Source organism: Streptomyces decoyicus (assembly GCF_019880305.1).
Taxonomy (GTDB): Bacteria; Actinomycetota; Actinomycetes; order Streptomycetales; family Streptomycetaceae; genus Streptomyces; species Streptomyces decoyicus.
Genome location: NZ_CP082301.1, coordinates 806,982 through 826,126 on the forward strand (window position 1 = coordinate 806,982; position 19,145 = coordinate 826,126).

17 protein-coding genes are annotated in these 19,145 nt (G+C 71.5%); 10 read left to right on the forward strand and 7 right to left on the reverse strand.

Going from position 1 to position 19,145, the window contains the following annotated elements:
* Positions 1-56 precede the first annotated feature (56 nt).
* Both K7C20_RS03330 and K7C20_RS03335 read right to left on the reverse strand, forming a co-directional pair.
* On the reverse strand, positions 57-929 hold the full coding sequence (locus K7C20_RS03330) for an ABC transporter permease (RefSeq protein ID WP_030084677.1): 873 nt from the start codon (positions 927-929) through the stop codon (positions 57-59).
* Positions 919-1,734 (reverse strand): ABC transporter ATP-binding protein, encoded by an 816-nt coding sequence (locus tag K7C20_RS03335; RefSeq protein WP_030084678.1) that lies wholly within the window; start codon positions 1,732-1,734, stop codon positions 919-921. The genes K7C20_RS03330 and K7C20_RS03335 overlap by 11 nt, the downstream gene beginning before the upstream one ends.
* 227 nt (positions 1,735-1,961) lie before the next feature.
* On the opposite strand from K7C20_RS03335, the gene K7C20_RS03340 reads away from it, so the two are divergent.
* The 7 genes from K7C20_RS03340 (at position 1,962) to aspA (ending at position 10,172) form a co-directional block, all read left to right on the forward strand.
* A complete protein-coding gene (locus K7C20_RS03340) occupies positions 1,962-3,692 on the forward strand; it encodes a sensor histidine kinase (RefSeq protein ID WP_048829835.1) in 1,731 nt (576 codons plus the stop codon).
* 79 nt (positions 3,693-3,771) lie between these two features.
* A complete protein-coding gene (locus tag K7C20_RS03345) occupies positions 3,772-4,464 on the forward strand; it encodes a response regulator (RefSeq protein ID WP_030084680.1) in 693 nt (230 codons plus the stop codon).
* Positions 4,465-4,604: 140 nt separating this feature from the next.
* Entirely contained in the window at positions 4,605-5,210 is a 606-nt protein-coding gene (locus K7C20_RS03350) for a GNAT family N-acetyltransferase (RefSeq protein ID WP_048829836.1), read from the forward strand.
* A gap of 96 nt (positions 5,211-5,306) precedes the next feature.
* Complete coding sequence (locus K7C20_RS03355; protein ID WP_030084684.1) at positions 5,307-6,044, forward strand: FadR/GntR family transcriptional regulator; 738 nt, start codon at positions 5,307-5,309, stop codon at positions 6,042-6,044.
* Complete coding sequence (locus K7C20_RS03360; protein ID WP_409351298.1) at positions 6,041-7,654, forward strand: amino acid permease; 1,614 nt, start codon at positions 6,041-6,043, stop codon at positions 7,652-7,654. Before K7C20_RS03355 ends, K7C20_RS03360 begins: the two co-directional genes overlap by 4 nt.
* Positions 7,651-8,682: an asparaginase gene (locus K7C20_RS03365; RefSeq protein ID WP_053209059.1), complete on the forward strand. Its 1,032-nt coding sequence runs from the start codon at positions 7,651-7,653 to the stop codon at positions 8,680-8,682. Before K7C20_RS03360 ends, K7C20_RS03365 begins: the two co-directional genes overlap by 4 nt.
* Positions 8,683-8,750: 68 nt before the next feature.
* The gene (aspA, locus tag K7C20_RS03370) at positions 8,751-10,172 is read left to right on the forward strand and encodes an aspartate ammonia-lyase (protein ID WP_030084695.1); all 1,422 of its coding nucleotides are present in this window, start codon (positions 8,751-8,753) and stop codon (positions 10,170-10,172) included.
* Between the two features lie 120 nt (positions 10,173-10,292).
* Here the strand turns inward: aspA and K7C20_RS03375 are convergent, their stop codons facing one another.
* Complete coding sequence (locus K7C20_RS03375; RefSeq protein ID WP_030084697.1) at positions 10,293-10,985, reverse strand: DUF2848 domain-containing protein; 693 nt, start codon at positions 10,983-10,985, stop codon at positions 10,293-10,295.
* A gap of 124 nt (positions 10,986-11,109) precedes the next feature.
* Between K7C20_RS03375 and K7C20_RS03380 the strand changes: the two genes are divergently transcribed.
* The gene (locus tag K7C20_RS03380) at positions 11,110-12,498 is read left to right on the forward strand and encodes an MFS transporter (RefSeq protein ID WP_209443889.1); all 1,389 of its coding nucleotides are present in this window, start codon (positions 11,110-11,112) and stop codon (positions 12,496-12,498) included.
* 60 nt (positions 12,499-12,558) lie between these two features.
* The gene (locus tag K7C20_RS03385) at positions 12,559-13,353 is read left to right on the forward strand and encodes a carbon-nitrogen hydrolase family protein (protein ID WP_053209060.1); all 795 of its coding nucleotides are present in this window, start codon (positions 12,559-12,561) and stop codon (positions 13,351-13,353) included.
* Positions 13,354-13,369: 16 nt separating this feature from the next.
* On the opposite strand, the gene K7C20_RS03390 is transcribed toward K7C20_RS03385, so the two are convergent.
* The 4 genes from K7C20_RS03390 to K7C20_RS03405 form a co-directional block, all read right to left on the reverse strand.
* The gene (locus tag K7C20_RS03390; protein WP_030084705.1) at positions 13,370-13,996 is read right to left on the reverse strand and encodes a GntR family transcriptional regulator; all 627 of its coding nucleotides are present in this window, start codon (positions 13,994-13,996) and stop codon (positions 13,370-13,372) included.
* Positions 13,997-14,204: 208 nt separating this feature from the next.
* On the reverse strand, positions 14,205-14,843 hold the full coding sequence (locus K7C20_RS03395; RefSeq protein ID WP_053209061.1) for a LutC/YkgG family protein: 639 nt from the start codon (positions 14,841-14,843) through the stop codon (positions 14,205-14,207).
* Positions 14,840-16,366 carry a lactate utilization protein B gene (locus K7C20_RS03400; RefSeq protein ID WP_030084709.1) on the reverse strand — a complete coding sequence of 509 codons (1,527 nt, stop codon included), beginning with the start codon at positions 16,364-16,366 and terminating at the stop codon, positions 14,840-14,842. The genes K7C20_RS03395 and K7C20_RS03400 overlap by 4 nt, the downstream gene beginning before the upstream one ends.
* Before the next feature lie 41 nt (positions 16,367-16,407).
* On the reverse strand, positions 16,408-17,175 hold the full coding sequence (locus K7C20_RS03405; protein WP_053209062.1) for a (Fe-S)-binding protein: 768 nt from the start codon (positions 17,173-17,175) through the stop codon (positions 16,408-16,410).
* Positions 17,176-17,388: 213 nt separating this feature from the next.
* Here K7C20_RS03405 and K7C20_RS03410 point away from each other — a divergent pair, with 213 nt between their 5' ends.
* On the forward strand, positions 17,389-19,062 hold the full coding sequence (locus K7C20_RS03410; RefSeq protein WP_030084715.1) for an L-lactate permease: 1,674 nt from the start codon (positions 17,389-17,391) through the stop codon (positions 19,060-19,062).
* Positions 19,063-19,145 lie beyond the last annotated feature (83 nt).

Below are 19,145 nucleotides of genomic sequence, written 5' to 3' on the forward strand. Positions count from 1 at the left end.
CTTGTGAGGTGGAAAGAGGGCTGTACGTACGGGCCGGGGTTCAGCGGTCCAGCGGTTCAGCGGCCCTCGGCGGCATCGGCCGGCTTCCAGCGGAAGAGCCGCCGTTCGAGGAACGCCAGCAGCCCTTCGGCGAGCAGGGCGACGAGGGCGAGGATCACCATGGCGGCGTACACACCGGCCGCGTTGAAGGTGCCCTGGGACGCCGAGACCAGCAGGCCGAGGCCCTTGGTCGCCCCGATGTACTCGCCGACGATCGCGCCGATCAGCGCGAAGCCGAAGCTGACATGCAGGCTGGTGAAGATCCATGAGGTGGCGGAGGGGATCACCACCTGCAGGGTGACCTGGCGGTTGCTCGCGCCGAGGATGCGGGAGTTGGCGACCAGGTTGCGGTCGACCTCCCGGGCGCCCTGGAAGGCGTTGAAGAAGACCGGGAAGAAGACGAGGACGACGGCGGAGGCGACCTTGGAGGCCGGTCCGAGGCCGAACCAGATGAGGAAGATGGGGGCCAGCACGATCCGCGGCAGCGCGTTGAGCACCTTGATGTACGGGCCGAGCACATCGGCCAGGAAGCGGATCCGGCCGAGCGCGATCCCCAGCACCACACCGCCGATGACGCCGATGACCCAGCCGAGCAGCGCTTCGTAGAGCGTGTACCAGATCTGCTCCCACAGCGAGCCCTGCGGGGTGCCGTGCAGCGCCCACTGGCTCATCTGGTCCCAGATCCTGGAGGGCATGGAGAAGTTGAACGGATCGATGACGGCGGCGCGGGCCAGCCCCTCCCACAGCCCGATCAGTCCGACGAGCAGCAGCACCCGGGTGCCGTGGACCAGGAGTTTGTGGTGACGCGCGGCGCGCGCCCTGGCCTGGGAACGGTCCGTAGGGCCCGCTCCGGCCGGTGACTTGGCCACGGTGACGGTCTCAGGCGGCATCCGCGGCACCCCTCTCGCGGGTGATCCGGACCTCTTCGCCGAGCGAGGACCAGATCTCCCGGTAGATCTCGATGAACCGGGGCTCCAGCCGGACGGTCTCGACCTTGCGGGGACGCGGCAGATCGATCTCGAAGACCTCCTTGACGGTGGCCGGCCCTGCGGTCATGACCACGACCTTGTCGGCGAGGGCGATGGACTCCTCCAGGTCGTGGGTGACGAAGACGACGGAGGCTCCGGTTCCCGACCACAGCTCCAACAGCTCGTCCGACATCAGTGCCCGGGTCTGCACATCGAGCGCGGAGAACGGCTCGTCCATGAGCAGGAGTTCGGGGTCGTTGACGAAGGTCGCGGCGAGCGCGACACGTTTGCGCTGCCCGCCCGAGAGCTGGTGCGGATAGCGGTCCTCGAAGGCCGTGAGCCCGACCCGGGCGAGCCACTCCCGCGCCCGCTGCCTGGCCTCGGCCTTCGGTACGCCGCGGAACCGGGGCCCGGCCATCACGTTCGACAGCACGGTGCGCCACGGGAAGACCGCGTCCTGCTGGAAGACGAACCCGATCTTGTCGCCGATGCCGCGTACCGGCTCACCGGCGACCAGCACCTCGCCTTCCGTGGGCTCTTCCAGCCCGCTGACCAGCGTCAGCGTGGTGGACTTGCCGCACCCGGTGGGGCCGACGACCGCGACGAACTCACCGCGTCCGACGACCAGATCCAGATCCCGGACGGCCGTGTGCAGCGCCCCCGAAGGAGTCCGGAATGCCTTGCTCGTACCCCGCAGTTCGATAGCGGGGCTCGTGTGGCTGTTCATGGCTCGGGAGGCTAGGAGTGATCCGGGCCACAGCGGCAGCCTTGTGGGCGCAAGCCACCTTTCTGCGCGCAAACCCTGTTGTGCTCATTCTGCTCACGCTAGAACGGCTAAGTCCTCACCAGGGGGTGTGCGCGCGCTCACGCACGGCTTACGGTGCGGGCACCGCGAGATGAAAAAGGAAGATTCGGTTCCGCAAAGGGCGGAGGGCCGGAGACAAGGGAGACCCCATGCGGATCCGCTGGCCACGACGGGTCTTTGCGCAGGTGCTGACCGCGCAAGTGGCCCTCACCACCGGGGTCATGGTGCTCGCCACCGGCCTGTTCCTCGCCCCGCTCAGCTCCGAGCTGGACGACCAGGCGATGCGCCGGGCGCTGTCCATCGCCCAGACCACCGCCGCCGACCCGGACCTCGCCCGGGAGCTGGTCACCACCGGGCCGACGGAGCACGGGCCGGTGCAGGCCGACGCGGAGCGGATCCGTACCGCGACCGGGGCGCTGTACATCGTCGTGATGGACACCCGTGGAGTGCGCTGGTCCCACACCCACACCGACGAGATCGGGCGGCACGTCTCCACCGATCCGAGCCGGACCCTCGCCGGGCGGCAGGTGCGTCAGATCGACACCGGCACGCTGGGGCGGTCGGCCCGCGCCAAGGTGCCGCTGCGCGATGGCCACGGCCGGATCGTCGGTGCCGTATCGGTCGGTATCGCCTACGAGAGCGTCCGCGGGCGGCTGTTCGGCACCATTCCCGGACTGCTGCGCTATGCGGGTGCCGCACTGGCCGTCGGTGTGCTGGCCGCGGTCGCACTCTCCCGGGGACTGCGGCGCCGTACGCACGGTGTGGCGTTCGCCGATATCTCCGCGCTGCTCGACGAGCGGGAGGCGATGCTGCACGGCATCCGCGAGGGCGTCGTCGCCTTCGACCGGCGCGGCCGCATCCGGCTGGTCAATGACGAGGCCGCGCGGTTGCTGGGCCTGGACGCACGGGCGGCCGGCCGGGCGTTGGACGAGGTGCTGCCGCCGGGCCGGACGACGGATGTGCTGGCCGGGCGGGTGGACGGCGCGGATCTGCTGGCCGTCAGCGGCGGGCGGGTGCTGGTCGCGAACCGGATGCCGACCCAGGACGGCGGGGCGGTGGTGACCCTGCGGGACCGCACCGAACTGGAGCTGCTCGGCCGTGAACTGGACAGCACCCAGGGGCTGCTGGATGCCCTGCGGGCCCAGGACCACGAGCATGCCAATCAACTGCACACCGTGCGCGGGCTGCTGGAGCTCGGCCGGCACGAAAAGGCGGTGGAGTTCGTCAGCGAAGTGGCCAGTGCGCAGCGGGCGTCCGCGGAGCAGATCGCGGAGCGGGTGCACGATCCGCTGCTGTCGGCGCTGCTCGTCGGCAAGGCGGCCGTCGCGGCCGAGCGCGGGGTGTCGCTGCGGGTGTCGTCCGCGACGCTGCTGCCCGATGCGGTGGTCGACCCGCGCGACCTGGTGACCGTGCTGGGCAATCTCATCGACAACGCGCTGGACGCCACCGCGGAGCGCCGCTGCGACGAGCCGTTCGTCGAGGTGGAGCTGCGGGCCGAGCGCAGCACGGCCGTGCTGCGGGTCTCGGACACCGGACCGGGGGTGCCGCCGCGGCTGCGGGAGCGGATCTTCGCCGAGGGCTGGTCCTCCAAGGCCGCCCCGCCCGCACCCGGGGCTCCGTCGTCCGCGCACCCGGCGGGCTTCCACCGCGGCCGCGGCATCGGCCTCGCGCTGGTGCGCCGGCTCGCCGAGCGCTACGGCGGGATGGCCCGGGTGACCGCCCGCGCGGGCGGCGGCGCGGTCTTCACCGTCGTCCTCCCCGAGGCGCTCGCCCGGCAGGACGACTCCCCGGAGCGTCGGCTCACGGCGGCGGGAGAGCCACGGGGAAACGGGAGAGCCACGGCGAAAGAAGAACCACTGGTGAAGGGGAGACCACGGTGACAGGAGTGCGACGGCGGCTGCGGCGCCACGGGCGTGCGGAGCCGCATGGGCGAAGACCCCCGGTCGGCGGAGCGCCACGATGATCGATGTGCTGGTCGTGGACGACGACTTCCACGTCGCCGAGATCAATGCCGCGTATGTGTCCCAGGTAGCCGGCTTCCGGGTCACCGGCCGCGCCCACACCGCCGCCCAGGCGCTCGCCACCCTGGAGCGCACCCATGTCGATCTGGTGCTGCTCGACCACTATCTGCCCGACGAAACGGGCCTGGCGCTGGTGCGGCGGCTACGGCAGCTCGGCCACCGCGCCGACGTGATCATGGTGACGGCGGCCCGTGATGTCGCCACGGTCCAGGACGCGATGCGCTGCGGTGCGCTGCAGTATCTCGTCAAACCGTTCGGCTTCTCCGGACTGCGCGCCAAGCTCGACGGCTACGCGACGCTGCGCCGGACCGTGGAGGGGGTGGGCGGCCGCGGCGAGGCCGGCCAGGAGCAGGTGGACCGGATCTTCGGCGCCTTCAGGACCACGGACTCCCCGCACACGGAGCTTCCCAAGGGCCACTCGGCGGCGACCGTCGATCTGATCCGCCGGGTCCTGGGCGCGGCCGGACACCCGCTGTCCGCCCACGAGGTCGCCGAACGCGCCGGTGTCAGCCGCTCCACGGCCCAGCGCTACCTCAAACACCTCGAACGCGGCGGCCACATCACCCTGACCCTCAAATACGGGGACACCGGACGCCCCGAGCACCGCTACCGATGGGCGGCCGCACACTGACCGGTCCCGTCACGACGGTCCGTACGGCCGGCTGCCCGGCAGGCCCCGCGGAATCCGCAGAATCCGCAGAATCCGCGCGGACGAGTCCGCCAGGAGCACGAGCCGGACGGGGCCGTGCGGACCCGCCTAGGCTGCCGATCATGAATGCAGTGACGACCAGTGGGACGGGCCCCGGGCCCGACATCCTCGACGCGATACGACTGACCGCCGATCCGGAGCTGGCGGCCGGCTTCGCCGCGTCGGCACACCGGATCCTGGCGGACCTGGTCCGCGGCGGTGCACCGCTCGGCTGGGTCGACCCGCCCCCCGCGGACGAGGTGGCCGAGCTCGTCGACCGCGTGCTGCGCGCCGCACGGTCCGGGGACGGGGCGCTGCGTGCGGCGTATGCGGGCGGCCGGCTGGTCGGGCTGGGGTACTGGTTGCGCTATGCCCGTCCGACCAATCGGCAGCACGCGGATCTGGAGAAGCTCGCGGTGGCGCCGGAGGCTCATGGCCAGGGCATCGGCCGGTCGCTGACCAGCGCTCTGGTCGAGGACGCCCGGGGTGCGGGGATCGAGGTCCTCACTCTGGACGCACGGGCCGACAACACCAGGGCACTGGGCCTCTACCGGTCACTCGGCTTCAGCGAATACGGCCGCCTCCCCGACTTCGTCGCCATGGGCGGCCGCCGCTACGACAAGGTCTTCTACATGCTGGACTTCCGCGGAACCGGGCAGCCGGGGCAGCGAGCGTCGCACCCGCAGTAGCGGCGTCGTCACGAAGGGGCGCGGGGGCCGACCCATGGGGAATCCCCTGCGCCCCACCTCTTGACAGCTCCCCCGGCTGGAACTGACGATCCACGGGTGAACCTGTCAGACAGCCAGACAGCTGGCGATGTGCCCCGGCGGATCAGCGCGATGGAAGCAGTCCTGCACCATTTGCGCGGCGCCATCGAGCGGGGCGACTACGCGGTCGGGGACAAGCTCCCCTCCGAGGCGGAGCTCTGCCGGCGGCTGGAAGTGAGCAGACCCGTGCTCCGGGAGGCGCTGCGCGCGCTCCAGACCATGGGGCTGACGGTCTCGCGTACCGGCAAGGGCACCTTCGTCGTCTCGGACGGCGCGGTGGCGGACCCCACCTTCGGCGACTACGCGGCGAGCGACCTCCTCGAGGTGCGCCGGCATGTGGAGATCCCGGTGGCCGGGTACGCGGCGGTGCGCCGAACGCCGGAGGACCTCGATCAGCTGACCCATCTGCTGGAGCGGATGGAGCGGGAGACCGACACCACCGCATGGGTGGCGATGGATTCCCTCTTCCATCTCGCCGTCGCGCAGGCGGCCCGCAATCCGGTCTTCCGCAGGGTCATCGAGGAGATCCGCGATGCGCTGGCCCGCCAGTCGGCCTTCCTCAACGAACTCGGGGGCCGGCGCGAGCAGTCGAACCGGGAACACCGGGCGATCGTCGAGGCACTCGTCGACAGCTCCGAACACGACGCGGTGGAAGCCATGCGGCACCACCTCGCCCGCGTCGAGACGACGCTGACCACCATCGTGCGGCCGCAACACCGTACGACCCCCTCCACGGAAGACGAGGATCACGCGTGAGCGAGCAATCCCTCCGGCAGGCGGAACGGCAGCAGCAACAGGGAGCAGGACAGGACGCCGCACAGCGGCCGTCGGGCGGGCATGTGGACGCCGGTGACGCCGGGTACCAGAAGTCCCTCACCTCCCGGCACGTCAACATGATCGCGATCGGCGGGGCCATCGGCACCGGGCTCTTCCTCGGCGCGGGCGGCCGGCTCGCCGGCGCCGGGCCCTCACTGGCGGTGGCGTACGCGGTCTGCGGCCTGTTCGCGTTCCTGGTGGTGCGCGCGCTGGGTGAGCTGGTGCTGCACCGGCCGTCCTCGGGTGCGTTCGTGTCGTACGCGCGGGAGTTCCTCGGCGAGAAGGGGGCGTTCGTCGCGGGCTGGATGTACTTCCTGAACTGGGCGACCACCGGAATCGCGGACATCACGGCGGTGGCGACCTATACGCACTACTGGGGCATGTTCTCCGACGTCCCGCAGTGGGTGATCGCGCTGATCGCGCTCGCGGTCGTGCTGACGGTGAACCTCATCTCCGTGAAGATCTTCGGCGAGCTGGAATTCTGGTTCGCGATCGTCAAGGTCGGTGCGCTGGTCGTCTTCATGCTGATCGGCATCTTTCTGCTGGTCACCCAGCACCCGGTGGCCGGCCACTCCCCCGGCCCCTCGCTGATCGCCGACCACGGCGGGCTCTTCCCGACCGGGACCCTGGCGATGCTGCTGGTCATCCAGGGTGTGGTGTTCGCCTATGCCTCGGTCGAGCTGGTCGGTGTCACGGCCGGCGAGACCGCCGAGCCGGAGAAGATCATGCCCAGGGCGATCAACTCCATCATGTGGCGGGTGGCGCTGTTCTACGTCGGCTCGGTGGTGCTGCTGGCGATGCTGCTGCCCTGGAGCTCGTACTCGGCCGCCGAGAGCCCCTTCGTCACCGTGCTGTCCCGTGTGGGGATACCGGCCGCGGGCGGTGTGATGAACCTCGTCGTGCTCACCGCCGCGATGTCCAGCCTCAACTCCGGCCTCTACTCCACCGGGCGCATCCTGCGCTCGATGGCGATGTCCGGCTCCGCGCCGCGGTTCACCGGGGTGATGAGCCGCAGCCAGGTCCCCTACGGCGGCATTCTGCTCACCTCGGGAGTCTGCGTACTGGGCGTGGGGCTCAACTACGTCGTGCCGAGCGAGGCGTTCGAGATCGTGCTGAACTTCGCGGCGATCGGCATCCTCAGCACCTGGGCAATGATCATGGTCTGTCATCTGCTCTTCTGGCGGAAGGCGCAGGCCGGGCTGCTCGTCCGCCCCGGCTACCGGCTCCCCGGATCGCCCTGGACCGAGTGCGTCACGCTGGCCTTTCTCGCCCTCGTCCTGGTCTTGATGTGGGCCGACGGCGGCGCCGGCCGCACGACCGTACTGTCGCTGCCCGCGATCGTGGCGGCCCTGGTCGGGGGCTGGTTCCTGGTGCGGGGCCGGGTCGGCACCCTCCGGGACGCCGCGGCGCGCGAGAGCGGCGGGCTGGCGGCCCCCGACGGCGCCGGGCCCGCGACGGGCCCCGGCAGCACACCACACACCCCGCACACCGAAGACACCCACAGCACCGAAGACAGCAACAGCACCGAAAGCACCGAGAACGGATCATGAGTCAGAGCACCACCACCCTGCCGCCGCACCGCACTCCGGGCGAACCGCCCGCGCTCCGCGTACCGGCCCACGTCCCCGTCGCCCATGTGGTGCGCGGAGGACTCGTCGAGGGCGTCCACCACGGCTCGGTCGTGGTGCTGGCGGCCGACGGGAGCGTGGCGTTCCAGGCGGGCGACATCGAGGCCGCGTTCTACCCGCGCTCGGCGCTCAAGCCGGTCCAGGCGGTCGGTCTGCTGCGCGCGGGGCTGCCGCCGCTGGACGACGAGGCGCTGGCCCTGGTCGCGGCCAGCCACTCCGGTGAGGAGCGGCACCTGGCCACGGCCCGGCGCATCCTGGCCACCGCCGGGCTGGCCGAGGACGAGCTGCGCAATGTCCCCGATCTGCCGTACGACCCCGCCGTACGGGACGCATGGATCGGCCGCGGCCTCGGGCCCACCCGCCTCGCGCAGAACTGCTCGGGCAAGCACGCCGCCATGCTGCTGACGGCCCGCACCCGGGGCTGGCGCCTGGACGACTACCTCGACCCCGGGCACCCGTTGCAGCGGGAACTCGCCGCGACGGTGGAGGACCTCACCGGCCAGGGCATCGCCCGGGTCACGGTCGACGGCTGCGGCGCCCCGCTGTTCTCCGTCTCCCTGCACGGGCTGACCCGGGCCGCGGCCCGGCTGGCGACGGCCGCTCCCGGCACCGACGAGGGCCGGATCGCCCACGCCATGCGCGAGCACCCGGAGATGGTCTCCGGCAGCGGCCGGGACGTTGCCCGCCTGGTCCGGGCGGTGCCCGGTCTGCTCGCCAAGGACGGCTTCGAGGGGGTACAGATCGCGGCGCTGCCGGACGGGCGGGCCGTCGGCGTGAAGATAGCCGACGGTGCCGACCGCGCGCGGATGCCGGTGACGGCGGCGGCCCTGGCGCACTGCGGGGTCGACCCCGATGTCCTCGCCGCCTTCGCCACCGCACCCGTCATCGGCGGTGGCGCTCCGGTCGGGACGCTGCGGGCGACGGATTCCCTGACTCCGCAAGGCATCTGACCCCGCGTCACTTCACCGGCCGGGCCTCCCCCCTCACCTCCCCCACCTCACAAAGGACCACCTGCACCATGACTGCCGCCGGCCACCGCCGCGAACACGATCTGCTCGGCGACCGCGAGATACCCGCCGACGCCTACTGGGGCGTGCACACCCTGCGCGCCGTGGAGAACTTCCCCATCACCGGTACGCCGATCTCCGCCTACCCGCACCTGATCAATGCGCTCGCCGCCGTCAAGGAAGCCGCGGCCCGGGCCAACGAAGACCTGGGGCTGCTCGATCCGCAGCGGGCCGACGCCATCGCCGCCGCCTGCCGGGAGATCCGGGCCGGCGGGCCGTTGCACGACGAGTTCATCGTCGATGTCATCCAGGGCGGTGCCGGTACGTCGACGAACATGAACGCCAACGAGGTGATCGCCAACCGGGCGCTGGAGATCCTGGGACACGCCAAGGGCGACTACCACCACCTGCACCCCAACGAGCATGTCAACCTCAGCCAGTCGACGAACGACGTCTACCCGACGGCCGTCAACGTCGCCACGGTCATCGCCGTACGGGAACTCCTCGAGGCGATGACCGTGCTGCGCGAGGCCTTCGCCGCCAAGGCCGAGGAGTTCCGCGACATCCTCAAGATGGGGCGCACCCAGCTCCAGGACGCGGTGCCGATGACCCTGGGCCAGGAGTTCTCGGCGTACGCGGTGATGCTGGAGGAGGACCAGAGCCGGCTGGCGGAGGCCGTCCTGCTCATCCACGAGATCAACCTCGGCGCCACCGCCATCGGCACCGGCCTCAACGCCCCCAAGGGCTACGCCGAAGCGGCGCGCAAGCACCTGGCCGCCCTGACCGGCCTGCCCCTGGTCACCGCCGCCAACCTCGTCGAGGCCACCCAGGACTGCGGGGCGTTCGTCCATCTGTCGGGTGTCCTCAAGCGCGTCGCCGTCAAGCTCTCCAAGAGCTGCAACGATCTGCGGCTGCTCTCCTCCGGCCCGCGGGCCGGCCTTGCGGAGATCAACCTGCCGCCGGTACAGGCCGGTTCGAGCATCATGCCCGGCAAGGTCAACCCGGTGATCCCCGAGGTCGTCAACCAGGTCGCCTTCGAGGTCATCGGCAACGACGTCACCATCACCATGGCCGCCGAGGCGGGCCAGCTCCAGCTCAACGCCTTCGAGCCGGTGATCCTGCACTCCCTCTCGGAGAGCATCACCCACCTCGGGGCCGCCTGCCGCACCCTCGCCGAGCGCTGCGTCGCGGGCATCACCGCCAACACCGAGACGCTGCGCGCAAGCGTGGAGAACTCCATCGGGCTGGTCACCGCCCTCAACCCGCACATCGGCTACACCGCGGCCACCGCGATCGCCAAGGAGGCCCTCGCCACCGGACGCGGCGTCGCCGAACTGGTCCTGGAGCAGGGGCTGCTCCCGGCCGACCGGCTCGCCGCCCTGCTGCGCCCGGAGGAAATCGCCGGCACGGGCGGGGACATGCTCGCCGTCTGAGCCCCGTCGGCCGCGGCGGACCCGGGGCCGGGCGGTCCCCTACGGGCCAGGCCGGCGCCCCCTCGGGGTGCCGGCCCGGCCCTTTGCCGTGGACCGGGTCATCGGCGAGCGCGGCGCCGGTCAGCCGATCGGTTCCGGCATCGGGACGACGTCGTAGGCGAGCGCGATGACATTGCCGGTCGCCGGGTCGGCGAGTTCGACGCGCCAGCGGGCCGCGAACTGGTCGACACCCTCGCGCATCGGGATCGTTCCCGATATCAGGACCGTCCCGGGCCGCAGCTCGCCGCGCTCGCGCAGGACCTCGGTCCAGTAGCCGGGCGGGAGCAGCTCGCCCGCCGTACCGTCCTGGACGAGGAGCTCCTCGCGGCCGCCGACGGGGGTGACCCAGGCGCGCAGGGTCAGGGTGTCGAGGCGGTCGGCGACCTCGGCCAGGCGCCACGCCGTGCGGGCGAGCACATCGGGCCCGGCGTTCTTGCTCCAGGCCACGCCGTGCGCCTCCAGTGCGCGGTCGGTGTGGTCGCAGGCCGCGGTGAGCAGCAGATCTCCGGTGTCGTCGACGACGAGCGCCCACTCCGCCTCGCCCGAGGTGCGGGCGTGCTGCACCGGCACCCGGGTGGTCTGCTGGCCCAGGTAGGGCGCGACCGGGTAGAGGGCGGGGGTGGTGGACGGTGCGGGCACGCCGAGTTCGGCCAGTTCCGCGACATGGGCGGCCACATCGTCCTGGCTACGGCCGGCGTAACCGGCGTTGAGCAGGCTCGACACCTCGACCCTGCGCCGTGTGCCGTCAGGGAGCTCGAAGGTCAGAGCGGCCATGGTTCCTCCAGGTCACAGTGGGTTGCGCGAAAGTAAATTCGCCCCTCGGAAGGGTTGCGCATACGCCTTGTATACAGCAAGTATGCCCTGCAGTGCAGCAACCGATTCCGAGGTGGCCCGACCCATGGACAACGAAGAACACCGCAGTGCGCAGACCCGTGCGGCACCCCGTCCCGACCGTGGTGCGCTGGTGCGTGCCTTCGTCGCCAGCCTGACCGGCACCTCGCTGGAGTGGTACGACTTCGCGGTCTACTCGGCCGCGTCGGCACTCGTCTTCGGCCGGCTCTTCTTCCCTTCGGCGGACCCGCTGACCGGCACCCTGCTGGCGTTCTCCACCTACGCGGTCGGCTATGTCTCGCGGCCGCTCGGCGGATTCGTCTTCGGGCGGCTCGGGGATGTCATCGGCCGGAAGAAGGTGCTGGTGGCGACGCTGATGCTGATCGGTACCGCGACCCTGCTGATCGGCCTGCTGCCCACCCAGGCCGCCATCGGACCGGCCGCGCCGGTCCTGCTGGTCCTGCTGCGCTTCGCCCAGGGCGTCGGGGTCGGCGGCGAGTGGGGCGGCGCCGTGCTGCTGACCAGTGAGTACGGGGACTCCCGCAGGCGCGGCTTCTGGGCCTCGGCGGCGCAGATCGGCCCGCCCGTCGGCAATCTGATGGCCAACGGCGTGCTGGCGGCTCTCGGCGCGCTGCTGTCCGAGCAGCAGTTCCTGGCCTGGGGCTGGCGGATCGCCTTTCTGCTCTCCGGTGTCCTGGTGGTCTTCGGACTGTGGATCCGGGTGCGGCTGGAGGAGACCCCGGTCTTCCGGGCCATGGAGGCGAGCGGCGACCGGCCCGCGGCACCGGTCCGCGAAGTGTTCACGACCCAGCCGCGGGCCCTGGTGGCCGCGATCCTCAGCCGGGTGGCGCCGGACGTGCTCTATGCGATGTTCACCGTCTTCGTCCTCACCTACGCGACCGAGCAGCTGGGGCTGCCCCGCGGGAAGGCGCTGGCGGCCGTACTCATCGGCTCGGCGTTGCAGATCGTGCTGATCCCGCTGGCCGGGGCACTGTCGGACCGCTGGAACCGGCGCCGGATGTATCTCGGCGGTGCGGTCGCGGCGGCGGCATGGCCGTTCGTGTTCTTCCCCATGGCGGACAGCGGTTCCTGGGGGCTGTTGGTGCTGGGCGTGGTGGTGGCGCTGGCGATCCACTCCCTGCTGTACGGGCCGCAGGCCGCTTTCGTCGCCGAGCAGTTCACCCCGCGGTTGCGCTACACCGGCTCCTCACTGGCCTACACGCTCGCCGGGGTGATCGGCGGGGCCGTGGCGCCGCTGCTGTTCACCGCGCTGCTGGGCTCGTTCGGCAGCTGGCTGCCGCTGGCGCTGTACCTGGCCGGTACCGCCGTGGTCACCATCGTGGGCGTGCTGCTGGGGCGGGATCCGGCGCACGATGAGGACGAGGAGTACACCCGCCTGGCGAAGGGCGCCGGGCCGGCGCCGGGGAGGATGGTGCGGGAAGCACCGGGCCGTTGAGGCGGCCGCCCGGCACCGGGCCCCGAAGGTACCGATCGGCACGAGAGAAGAGAGATCCGCATGCGCATCGCGCTGTGCCAGATGACGGCATCGACCGATCCGAAGGAGAACCTCGCGTACGTCCAGGACCAGGTCCGTCGCGCGGCGCGCGAGGGGGCCCGGCTGACGGTCCTTCCCGAGGCGGCCATGGTGCGGTTCGGGGTGCCGCTCGCGCCGGTGGCCGAGCCGCTGGACGGGCCGTGGGCCGAGGGGGTACGAGCGGTTGCCCGGGAGACGGGGGTGACCGTGGTGGCGGGCATGTTCACCCCCGCGTCCGACGGGCGGGTCGCCAACACCCTGCTGGCCACCGGCCCCGATGTCGAGGAGTCCTACGACAAGATCCATCTGTATGACGCCTTCGGCTTCCGGGAGTCCGACACCGTCGCCCCGGGCAACCGGGTGGTCACCATCGATGTCGACGGCGTCCGGGTGGGCCTGGCCACGTGCTACGACCTGCGGTTCCCCGAGCTCTTCCGGGCGCATGCGGACGCAGGGGCGACGGTGTCGTTGCTGCCCGCTTCCTGGGCCGCGGGTCCGGGCAAGCGCGCGCAGTGGGATCTGCTGGTGCGGGCGCGCGCCCTGGACGCGACGGTCTGGCTCGCGGCCGTCGACCAGGCCGCCCCGGACCCGCAGGTCGATCCGGAGGCTCCCGCCGCGGCACCGAACGGCGTCGGGCACACGGCGCTGATCGGCCCCGACGGGACCGTCCGCGCCCAGCTGGGCAGCGCTCCGGATCTGCTGCTCGGGGACGTGGACACCGAGGAGACCACCCGGGTCCGGCGGGCCGTGGCGGTGCTGGACAACCGGCAGCTGTAGGCGCCGGCCGACGGGGTCAAGCGGCCAGCAGGATGCGCTGGGTCGCCTGGATGTGGCTGTCGATGGCCGCACAGGCGGCCTTGGCATCCCCGGCCACCAAGCCGTCGAGGATCCGGCGGTGTTCGGCGAGCACATCGTCCTGGCGGTTGCCCGAGCGGTAGAGGGCGAGGACGCCGGCCCGGATCTGGCGGCTGCGCAGGGCGTCGTACTGGCGGCTCATCAGCGTGTTGCCGACGGCGGCGACGAGGGTGGCGTGGAAACGGTGGTCGGCGGCGATGAACTCCTTGGTGGAGTCCTCGCCCCGCAGGGTGTCCTGGTGGGCCAGGATGTCCGCCATCTCGTCGACGGGTGCGGTGCCCCGCTCGGTCGTCCGCTCCGCGGCGAAGCGCTCGATCAGGCCGCGCATCTCCATCAGCTCCCGGATCTCGCGGCCGGACAGCGGGGCGATATGCGCCCCGCGCTTGGGGACCAGCCGCACCAGATCCTCGGCGGCGAGCAGCAGCAGGGCCTCGCGGATCGGGGTGCGGGAGACGCCGATCCGGTCCGCGATCTCCTGCTCGGACAGGAACCGGTCCTGCATCTCCGGGTCGGTCAGCACGCTGTCCTTGAGATACGCGTAGGCCTTCTCACGCCCCGACTGCATCGCCCGCTCTCCCCTGCGCCACTGGAAACTGCATACAACCCGTATGCGCAGGCTACATGGTGGGCGACCGCCGCGACGCGCGGCGCTCACCGTTCCTGACGGGCCGCCAGGTGCCGCCGGGCGCGGCCGCTGCCCCGCACCGCCGGGGCCCCGGGGGACAGCGCCGGTGGCCGACCGAACGGGACGCGGTGCGGCACACCGGAACCACTCACACGTCGGTACGGATCACCACCTCCAGGGTGCGCGGGCCGTGCACGCCCTCCACCCGCTCCAGCTCGATGTCGGAGGTGGCCGAGGGGCCGCTGATCAGTGTGGTCGGGTGCTCCGGCACGAGCCGCGCCAGCGCCTCCGGCACACCGGTCCGTACCGACGACAGGTCGACGACACACACATGCAGGTCGGGGACGAGCGTCAGCGCGCGCCGCCCCTGGTCCGCCGCGGCGCCGTCCAGGAAGATCGTGCCGGTCTCGGCACAGCTGACGGCGGAGGCCGTCACCACCCCGTCCAGGGCGTCGAGCCGGGGCGCCGGAAGGTCCGGGGAGTCGGTGCGGAGCTCCCCGTCGTACCCGGCCAGCCAGGCCGGGTCGAGCCCCGGAGGTACGCCGATCTTCCGTGCCCCGCGCGCCCGGAGCACCTCGGCGATCACCGTCGCGGTGGCGCCGGCCGTGCAGGTGCGCACCTGCGCCTTGTAGTCGACGAGCCGGTCGGTGAAGAGGGCGAGCCGCTCCCCGTCGGGGAGGGACCGGCCGGTGCGGTAGCCGCGCGGGACGGTCACCTCGGGCCGGTCGGAGCGGGCCAGTGCGTCCTGGACGCGTCGGAGCACCGTCTCCCGTGCGGTCGTGGTCACTGCGCCTCCTGCGGATCGTCGTCGGTGTGCCGTGCGCCTTCCTCCGCCGCGGCCCGCATCGTGGCCGCGCCGTCCGCGGAGGCGAACCAGGAGCGGAAGGACTGCGGGGGCGGGGCGGGGGTGTCACGGCTGTCGCTCCAGCCCTGGAACGGCGGCGGCAGACGGGAGAACGTGCCGTCCCGTCCCGCCAGTACGCGCCCGAGCCCCGCCGTCCTCTGTGCGGCCGTGAACAGCTTCGGCCGCTTCATGACCGCGGCGGCGGCCGTCATCGCCAGCTTCTCCGCGGTCGTTTTGGACTGTTCGGTGTGCTGGTGTCGCAGCTCGACCAGCAGCGACGGAATGTCGATCTTCACCGGGCAGGCGTCGAAGCAGGCTCCGCACAGACTGGAGGCGTACGGAAGCGAGCTGTTGGGGTCGTCCTTGGCCGCGTGCATACCGGCGAGCTGCGGGGTGAGCACCGCGCCGATCGGGCCGGGGTAGGTCGATCCGTAGGCATGGCCGCCGGTCCGCTCGTACACCGGGCAGACATTGAGGCAGGCCGAGCAGCGGATGCAGTTGAGCGCCTCGCGCCCGATCGTGTCCGCGAGCGCCGCCGTCCGCCCGTTGTCGAGCAGCACGAGGTGGAACTCCTGCGGACCGTCGCCCGGCGTCACGCCCGTCCACAGCGAGGTGTACGGGTTCATCCGCTCACCGGTCGAGGAGCGCGGGAGCAGCTGGAGGAAGACTTCCAGGTCCTGAAAGCGCGGCAGTACCTTCTCGATGCCCATGACGGTGATCAGCGTCTCGGGCAGGGTCAGGCACATCCTGCCGTTGCCCTCGGACTCGACCACCGACAGCGTGCCGGTCTCGGCGATCCCGAAGTTGGCGCCGGAGACGGCCACCTCGGCCGTCATGAACTTCTCGCGCAGATAGGCACGCGCCGCGGCGGCCAGTTCGGCGGGGGCGGCGCCCAGCGCGGGGTCGACGCCGGGGATCCGGCGGAGGAAGATCTCCCGGATCTCGTCGCGGTTGCGGTGGATCGCGGGGACCAGGATGTGCGAAGGACGGTCGTCGGCGAGCTGCACGATCAGCTCGGCCAGGTCGGTTTCCAGGGCGGCGATCCCCTGGCTCGCCAGGTGCTCGTTGAGGCCGATCTCCTGGGTGGCCATCGACTTGACCTTGAGGACCTCGTCGCTGCCGGTCCGCCTGACCAGCCGGGTGACGATCTCGTTGGCCTCGACGCCGTCGCGCGCCCAGTGGACGGTGCCGCCGTGCTCGGTGACCTTCCGCTCCAACTGCTCCAGCAGTCCGGGCAGCCGGTTCATGGTGTCGGTCTTGATCGCCGAGCCTGCGTCGCGCAGCTGCTCCCAGTCGGGCAGTTCACCGGTGACGTCCAGGCGCTTGGCGCGGATGGAGTGGGTGGCCCGGCCCAGGTTGCGGCGCAGCTGCTCGTTGCCCAGCTCGTCGTGGGCGGCCTCGGGGAAGGTGCGCTCGCCCCGCAGATGGCCCGTCCCGTACGGGGAGCGCGGGGGGACTGCGGGCATACCGAGGAAGGTGCCACGCGTCGAGGGGTCGGTCGGCATCCTCATCGGGCGGCCTCCGTCAGGGCATGGGGCGCGGTGCGGGTGGACGCGAGGATCTGCGCCAAGTGCAGGGTCCGCGTACCGGACTTGATGCGTGAGAGACCGCCGCCGATGTGCATCAGACAGGACGAGTCGCCCGCGGTGCACACCTTCGCGCCGGTGCCGGCGATGTGGTCCATCTTGTCCCGCAGCATCGCGGAGGACGTAGCGGCGTTCTTGACCGCGAAGGTGCCGCCGAAGCCGCAGCAGGCGTCGGCCTCGGGGAGTTCCACCAGGTCGATGCCCTCGACGGCGCGCAGCAGCCGCAGCGGCTTCTCGCCGACCCGCAGCATCCGCAGGGAGTGGCAGGTGGGGTGGTAGGTCACCCGGTGCGGGAAGTACGCGCCGACGTCTGTCGCGTCGAGTACGTCGACGAGGAACTCGGACAGCTCGTACGTCTTGGTCTTCACGGTGGCGACCCCGGCGCGCAGCGCGGCGTCCCCGTACCGGTCGGCGACGATCTCGTGCTGATGGCGGACCGAGCCCGCACACGACCCGGACGGCATCACCACCGCCTCGATCGACGGGTCGCCGAACTGCTCGGCGAAGTTCCGCACCAGCGGCACCGGCTCCCGCTGATAGCCGGTGTTGACGTGCATCTGGCCACAGCAGGTCTGCTGCGGCGGGAACACCACGTCATGCCCCAGACGGGCCAGCAGGACCGCGGTGGATTTCACCGCCTCCGGGAAGAGCGTGTCTCCCAGGCAGGTGGCGAAGAGCGCGATGCGCATGGAGCCTCCCTCACTTATGGTCCGACCATACTTGTTTCGGACCGAGGAAGAAAAGTGCGGGCGAAGTTTGGTCCGACCTTATTGACATGCGACATCTTCAATGGGCTACTGAGGGCGATTCTCAGCCACCGGGCGCGCCGCTCCCGCCGGGGACGGGACGTTCCGACAGGCCGGACGGCGCGCAGAACTCGATGACTCGATGAGGAGCACTCCGTGGCCACCACACCACCCGCCGCCCTGGCGGCCTACACCCCCGACGTGGCCGCCGTCGGGGACAGCCTCACGGCCACCGCGCTACTGGGTCTGGTCCCCCTGGCGACCTTCTTCGTGCTGCTGATGGCGGCCCGGCGCCCCGCGCTGCACTCCGCCCTCGGCGCCCTGCTGGTCGCGCTGCTGGTCGCGGTCCTCGGCTACGGGATGCCTCTCCAGCTCGGCGCTCTCTCCGCCACCCAGGGTCTGGCCTTCGGCCTCTTCCCGGTGATGCTGATCGTCGTGTCGGCGATCTGGTTCTACGAACTCACCGTGGCCAGCAACCGCTTCGAGGATCTGCGCCGCTCCTTCAACTCCGTCGGCCGCGGTGATCTGCGCATCCAGGCCATGCTCATCGCGTTCTGCTTCGGCGGACTCCTCGAGGCCCTCGCCGGGTTCGGCGCCCCCGTCGCGATCACCGCCGCCATGCTGATGGCGCTCGGGCTGCCGCGGCTCACCTCGGCCGTGACCGTCCTGGTCGCCAACACCGCACCCGTCGCCTTCGGCGCCATGGCCATCCCCATCACCACCGCGGGCACCCTCACCGGCATACCGGCCGAGGACCTCGCCGGCGTCATCGGCCGTCAGAGCCCGCTGCTCGCCCTCTTCGTCCCGCAGCTCCTGCTCTTCCTCGTCGACGGGCGGCGCGGGCTGCGGCAGCTGTGGCCCATCGCCCTGGTCACCGGATCCGTGTTCGCCCTCGCCCAATTCTGGTGCTCGGCCCACTTCGCGTACGAGCTCACCGATGTCGTCGCGGCGCTCGCCGGCTTCGGCGCCGCCGTGATCATGCTGCGCTTCTGGTCCCCCACGACACCGGACGACCAGCGCTCCCGGGTCGAGGCCGAACCGCTCACCGGCCGCCGCGTCTCCCTCGCCGTCCTGCCGTACATCCTGGTGATCGCGGTCTTCGCCCTCGCCAAGCTCCACCTCGGCGCACTCGACATGCCCAAGCTGCTCGGCGCCCTCACCCTCCAGCTCGACTGGCCCGGCCTGTACGGCACTCTCCTGGCCGCCGACGGCTCCCCCGCGGGCAGCGCGGTCTACAAGCTGGAGGTCCTGGGCAACCCCGGCACCCTGCTCCTCCTCTCCGGCCTCCTCGTGATGCTGATCTACAGCCGCGCAAAAGACTCCGACCGCTTCCCGATGACCGCGCGCATGGGTCTGTCCTGCGCCGGACGCACCCTGCGGAACATGCGGACCGCCATCGCCACGGTCGCCATCGTGCTGGCCCTGAGCTACGTCATGAACCAGTCGGGACAGACCCTCGCCATCGGCACCTGGCTCGCCGCCACCGGCGGGTTCTTCGCCGTGCTCTCCCCGGTGCTCGGCTGGCTCGGCACCGCCGTCACCGGCTCGGACACCTCGTCGAACGCCCTGTTCGCCACGCTCCAGCAGACCGCGGGCAAGGCGGCGGGCATCGACCCGACCCTGCTGGTGGCCGCCAACACCACCGGCGGTGTCGTCGGCAAACTCATCAGCCCGCAGAACCTGACCATCGCGGCGACCGCCGTGGAACAGCCGGGCACCGAGCGGACCCTGCTGCGGAAGGTCGCCGGATACAGCGTCGCGATGCTGGCGGTGCTGTGCGTCCTGGTCGCGCTCCAGTCGCTTCCGGTGCTGTCCTGGATGCTGCCGTAGGGGAACGGGTGGGGGGCGGCGGGGCCGCCGCCCCCCTGTACCGGTCCTGACGCGGTGACGCCTACGGGCCCGGCACTCGGCCG

Excerpts from the sequence above, each read along its gene's own strand:
- K7C20_RS03330 (WP_030084677.1), bottom strand. The coding sequence starts at position 929 with ATGCCGCCTGAGACCGTCACCGTGGCCAAGTCACCGGCCGGAGCGGGC.
- K7C20_RS03335 (WP_030084678.1), bottom strand. The coding sequence starts at position 1,734 with ATGAACAGCCACACGAGCCCCGCTATCGAACTGCGGGGTACGAGCAAG.
- K7C20_RS03340 (WP_048829835.1), top strand. The coding sequence starts at position 1,962 with ATGCGGATCCGCTGGCCACGACGGGTCTTTGCGCAGGTGCTGACCGCG.
- K7C20_RS03345 (WP_030084680.1), top strand. The coding sequence starts at position 3,772 with ATGATCGATGTGCTGGTCGTGGACGACGACTTCCACGTCGCCGAGATC.
- K7C20_RS03350 (WP_048829836.1), top strand. The coding sequence starts at position 4,605 with ATGAATGCAGTGACGACCAGTGGGACGGGCCCCGGGCCCGACATCCTC.
- K7C20_RS03365 (WP_053209059.1), top strand. The coding sequence starts at position 7,651 with ATGAGTCAGAGCACCACCACCCTGCCGCCGCACCGCACTCCGGGCGAA.
- aspA (WP_030084695.1), top strand. The coding sequence starts at position 8,751 with ATGACTGCCGCCGGCCACCGCCGCGAACACGATCTGCTCGGCGACCGC.
- K7C20_RS03375 (WP_030084697.1), bottom strand. The coding sequence starts at position 10,985 with ATGGCCGCTCTGACCTTCGAGCTCCCTGACGGCACACGGCGCAGGGTC.
- K7C20_RS03380 (WP_209443889.1), top strand. The coding sequence starts at position 11,110 with ATGGACAACGAAGAACACCGCAGTGCGCAGACCCGTGCGGCACCCCGT.
- K7C20_RS03385 (WP_053209060.1), top strand. The coding sequence starts at position 12,559 with ATGCGCATCGCGCTGTGCCAGATGACGGCATCGACCGATCCGAAGGAG.
- K7C20_RS03390 (WP_030084705.1), bottom strand. The coding sequence starts at position 13,996 with ATGCAGTCGGGGCGTGAGAAGGCCTACGCGTATCTCAAGGACAGCGTG.
- K7C20_RS03400 (WP_030084709.1), bottom strand. The coding sequence starts at position 16,366 with ATGCCCGCAGTCCCCCCGCGCTCCCCGTACGGGACGGGCCATCTGCGG.
- K7C20_RS03405 (WP_053209062.1), bottom strand. The coding sequence starts at position 17,175 with ATGCGCATCGCGCTCTTCGCCACCTGCCTGGGAGACACGCTCTTCCCG.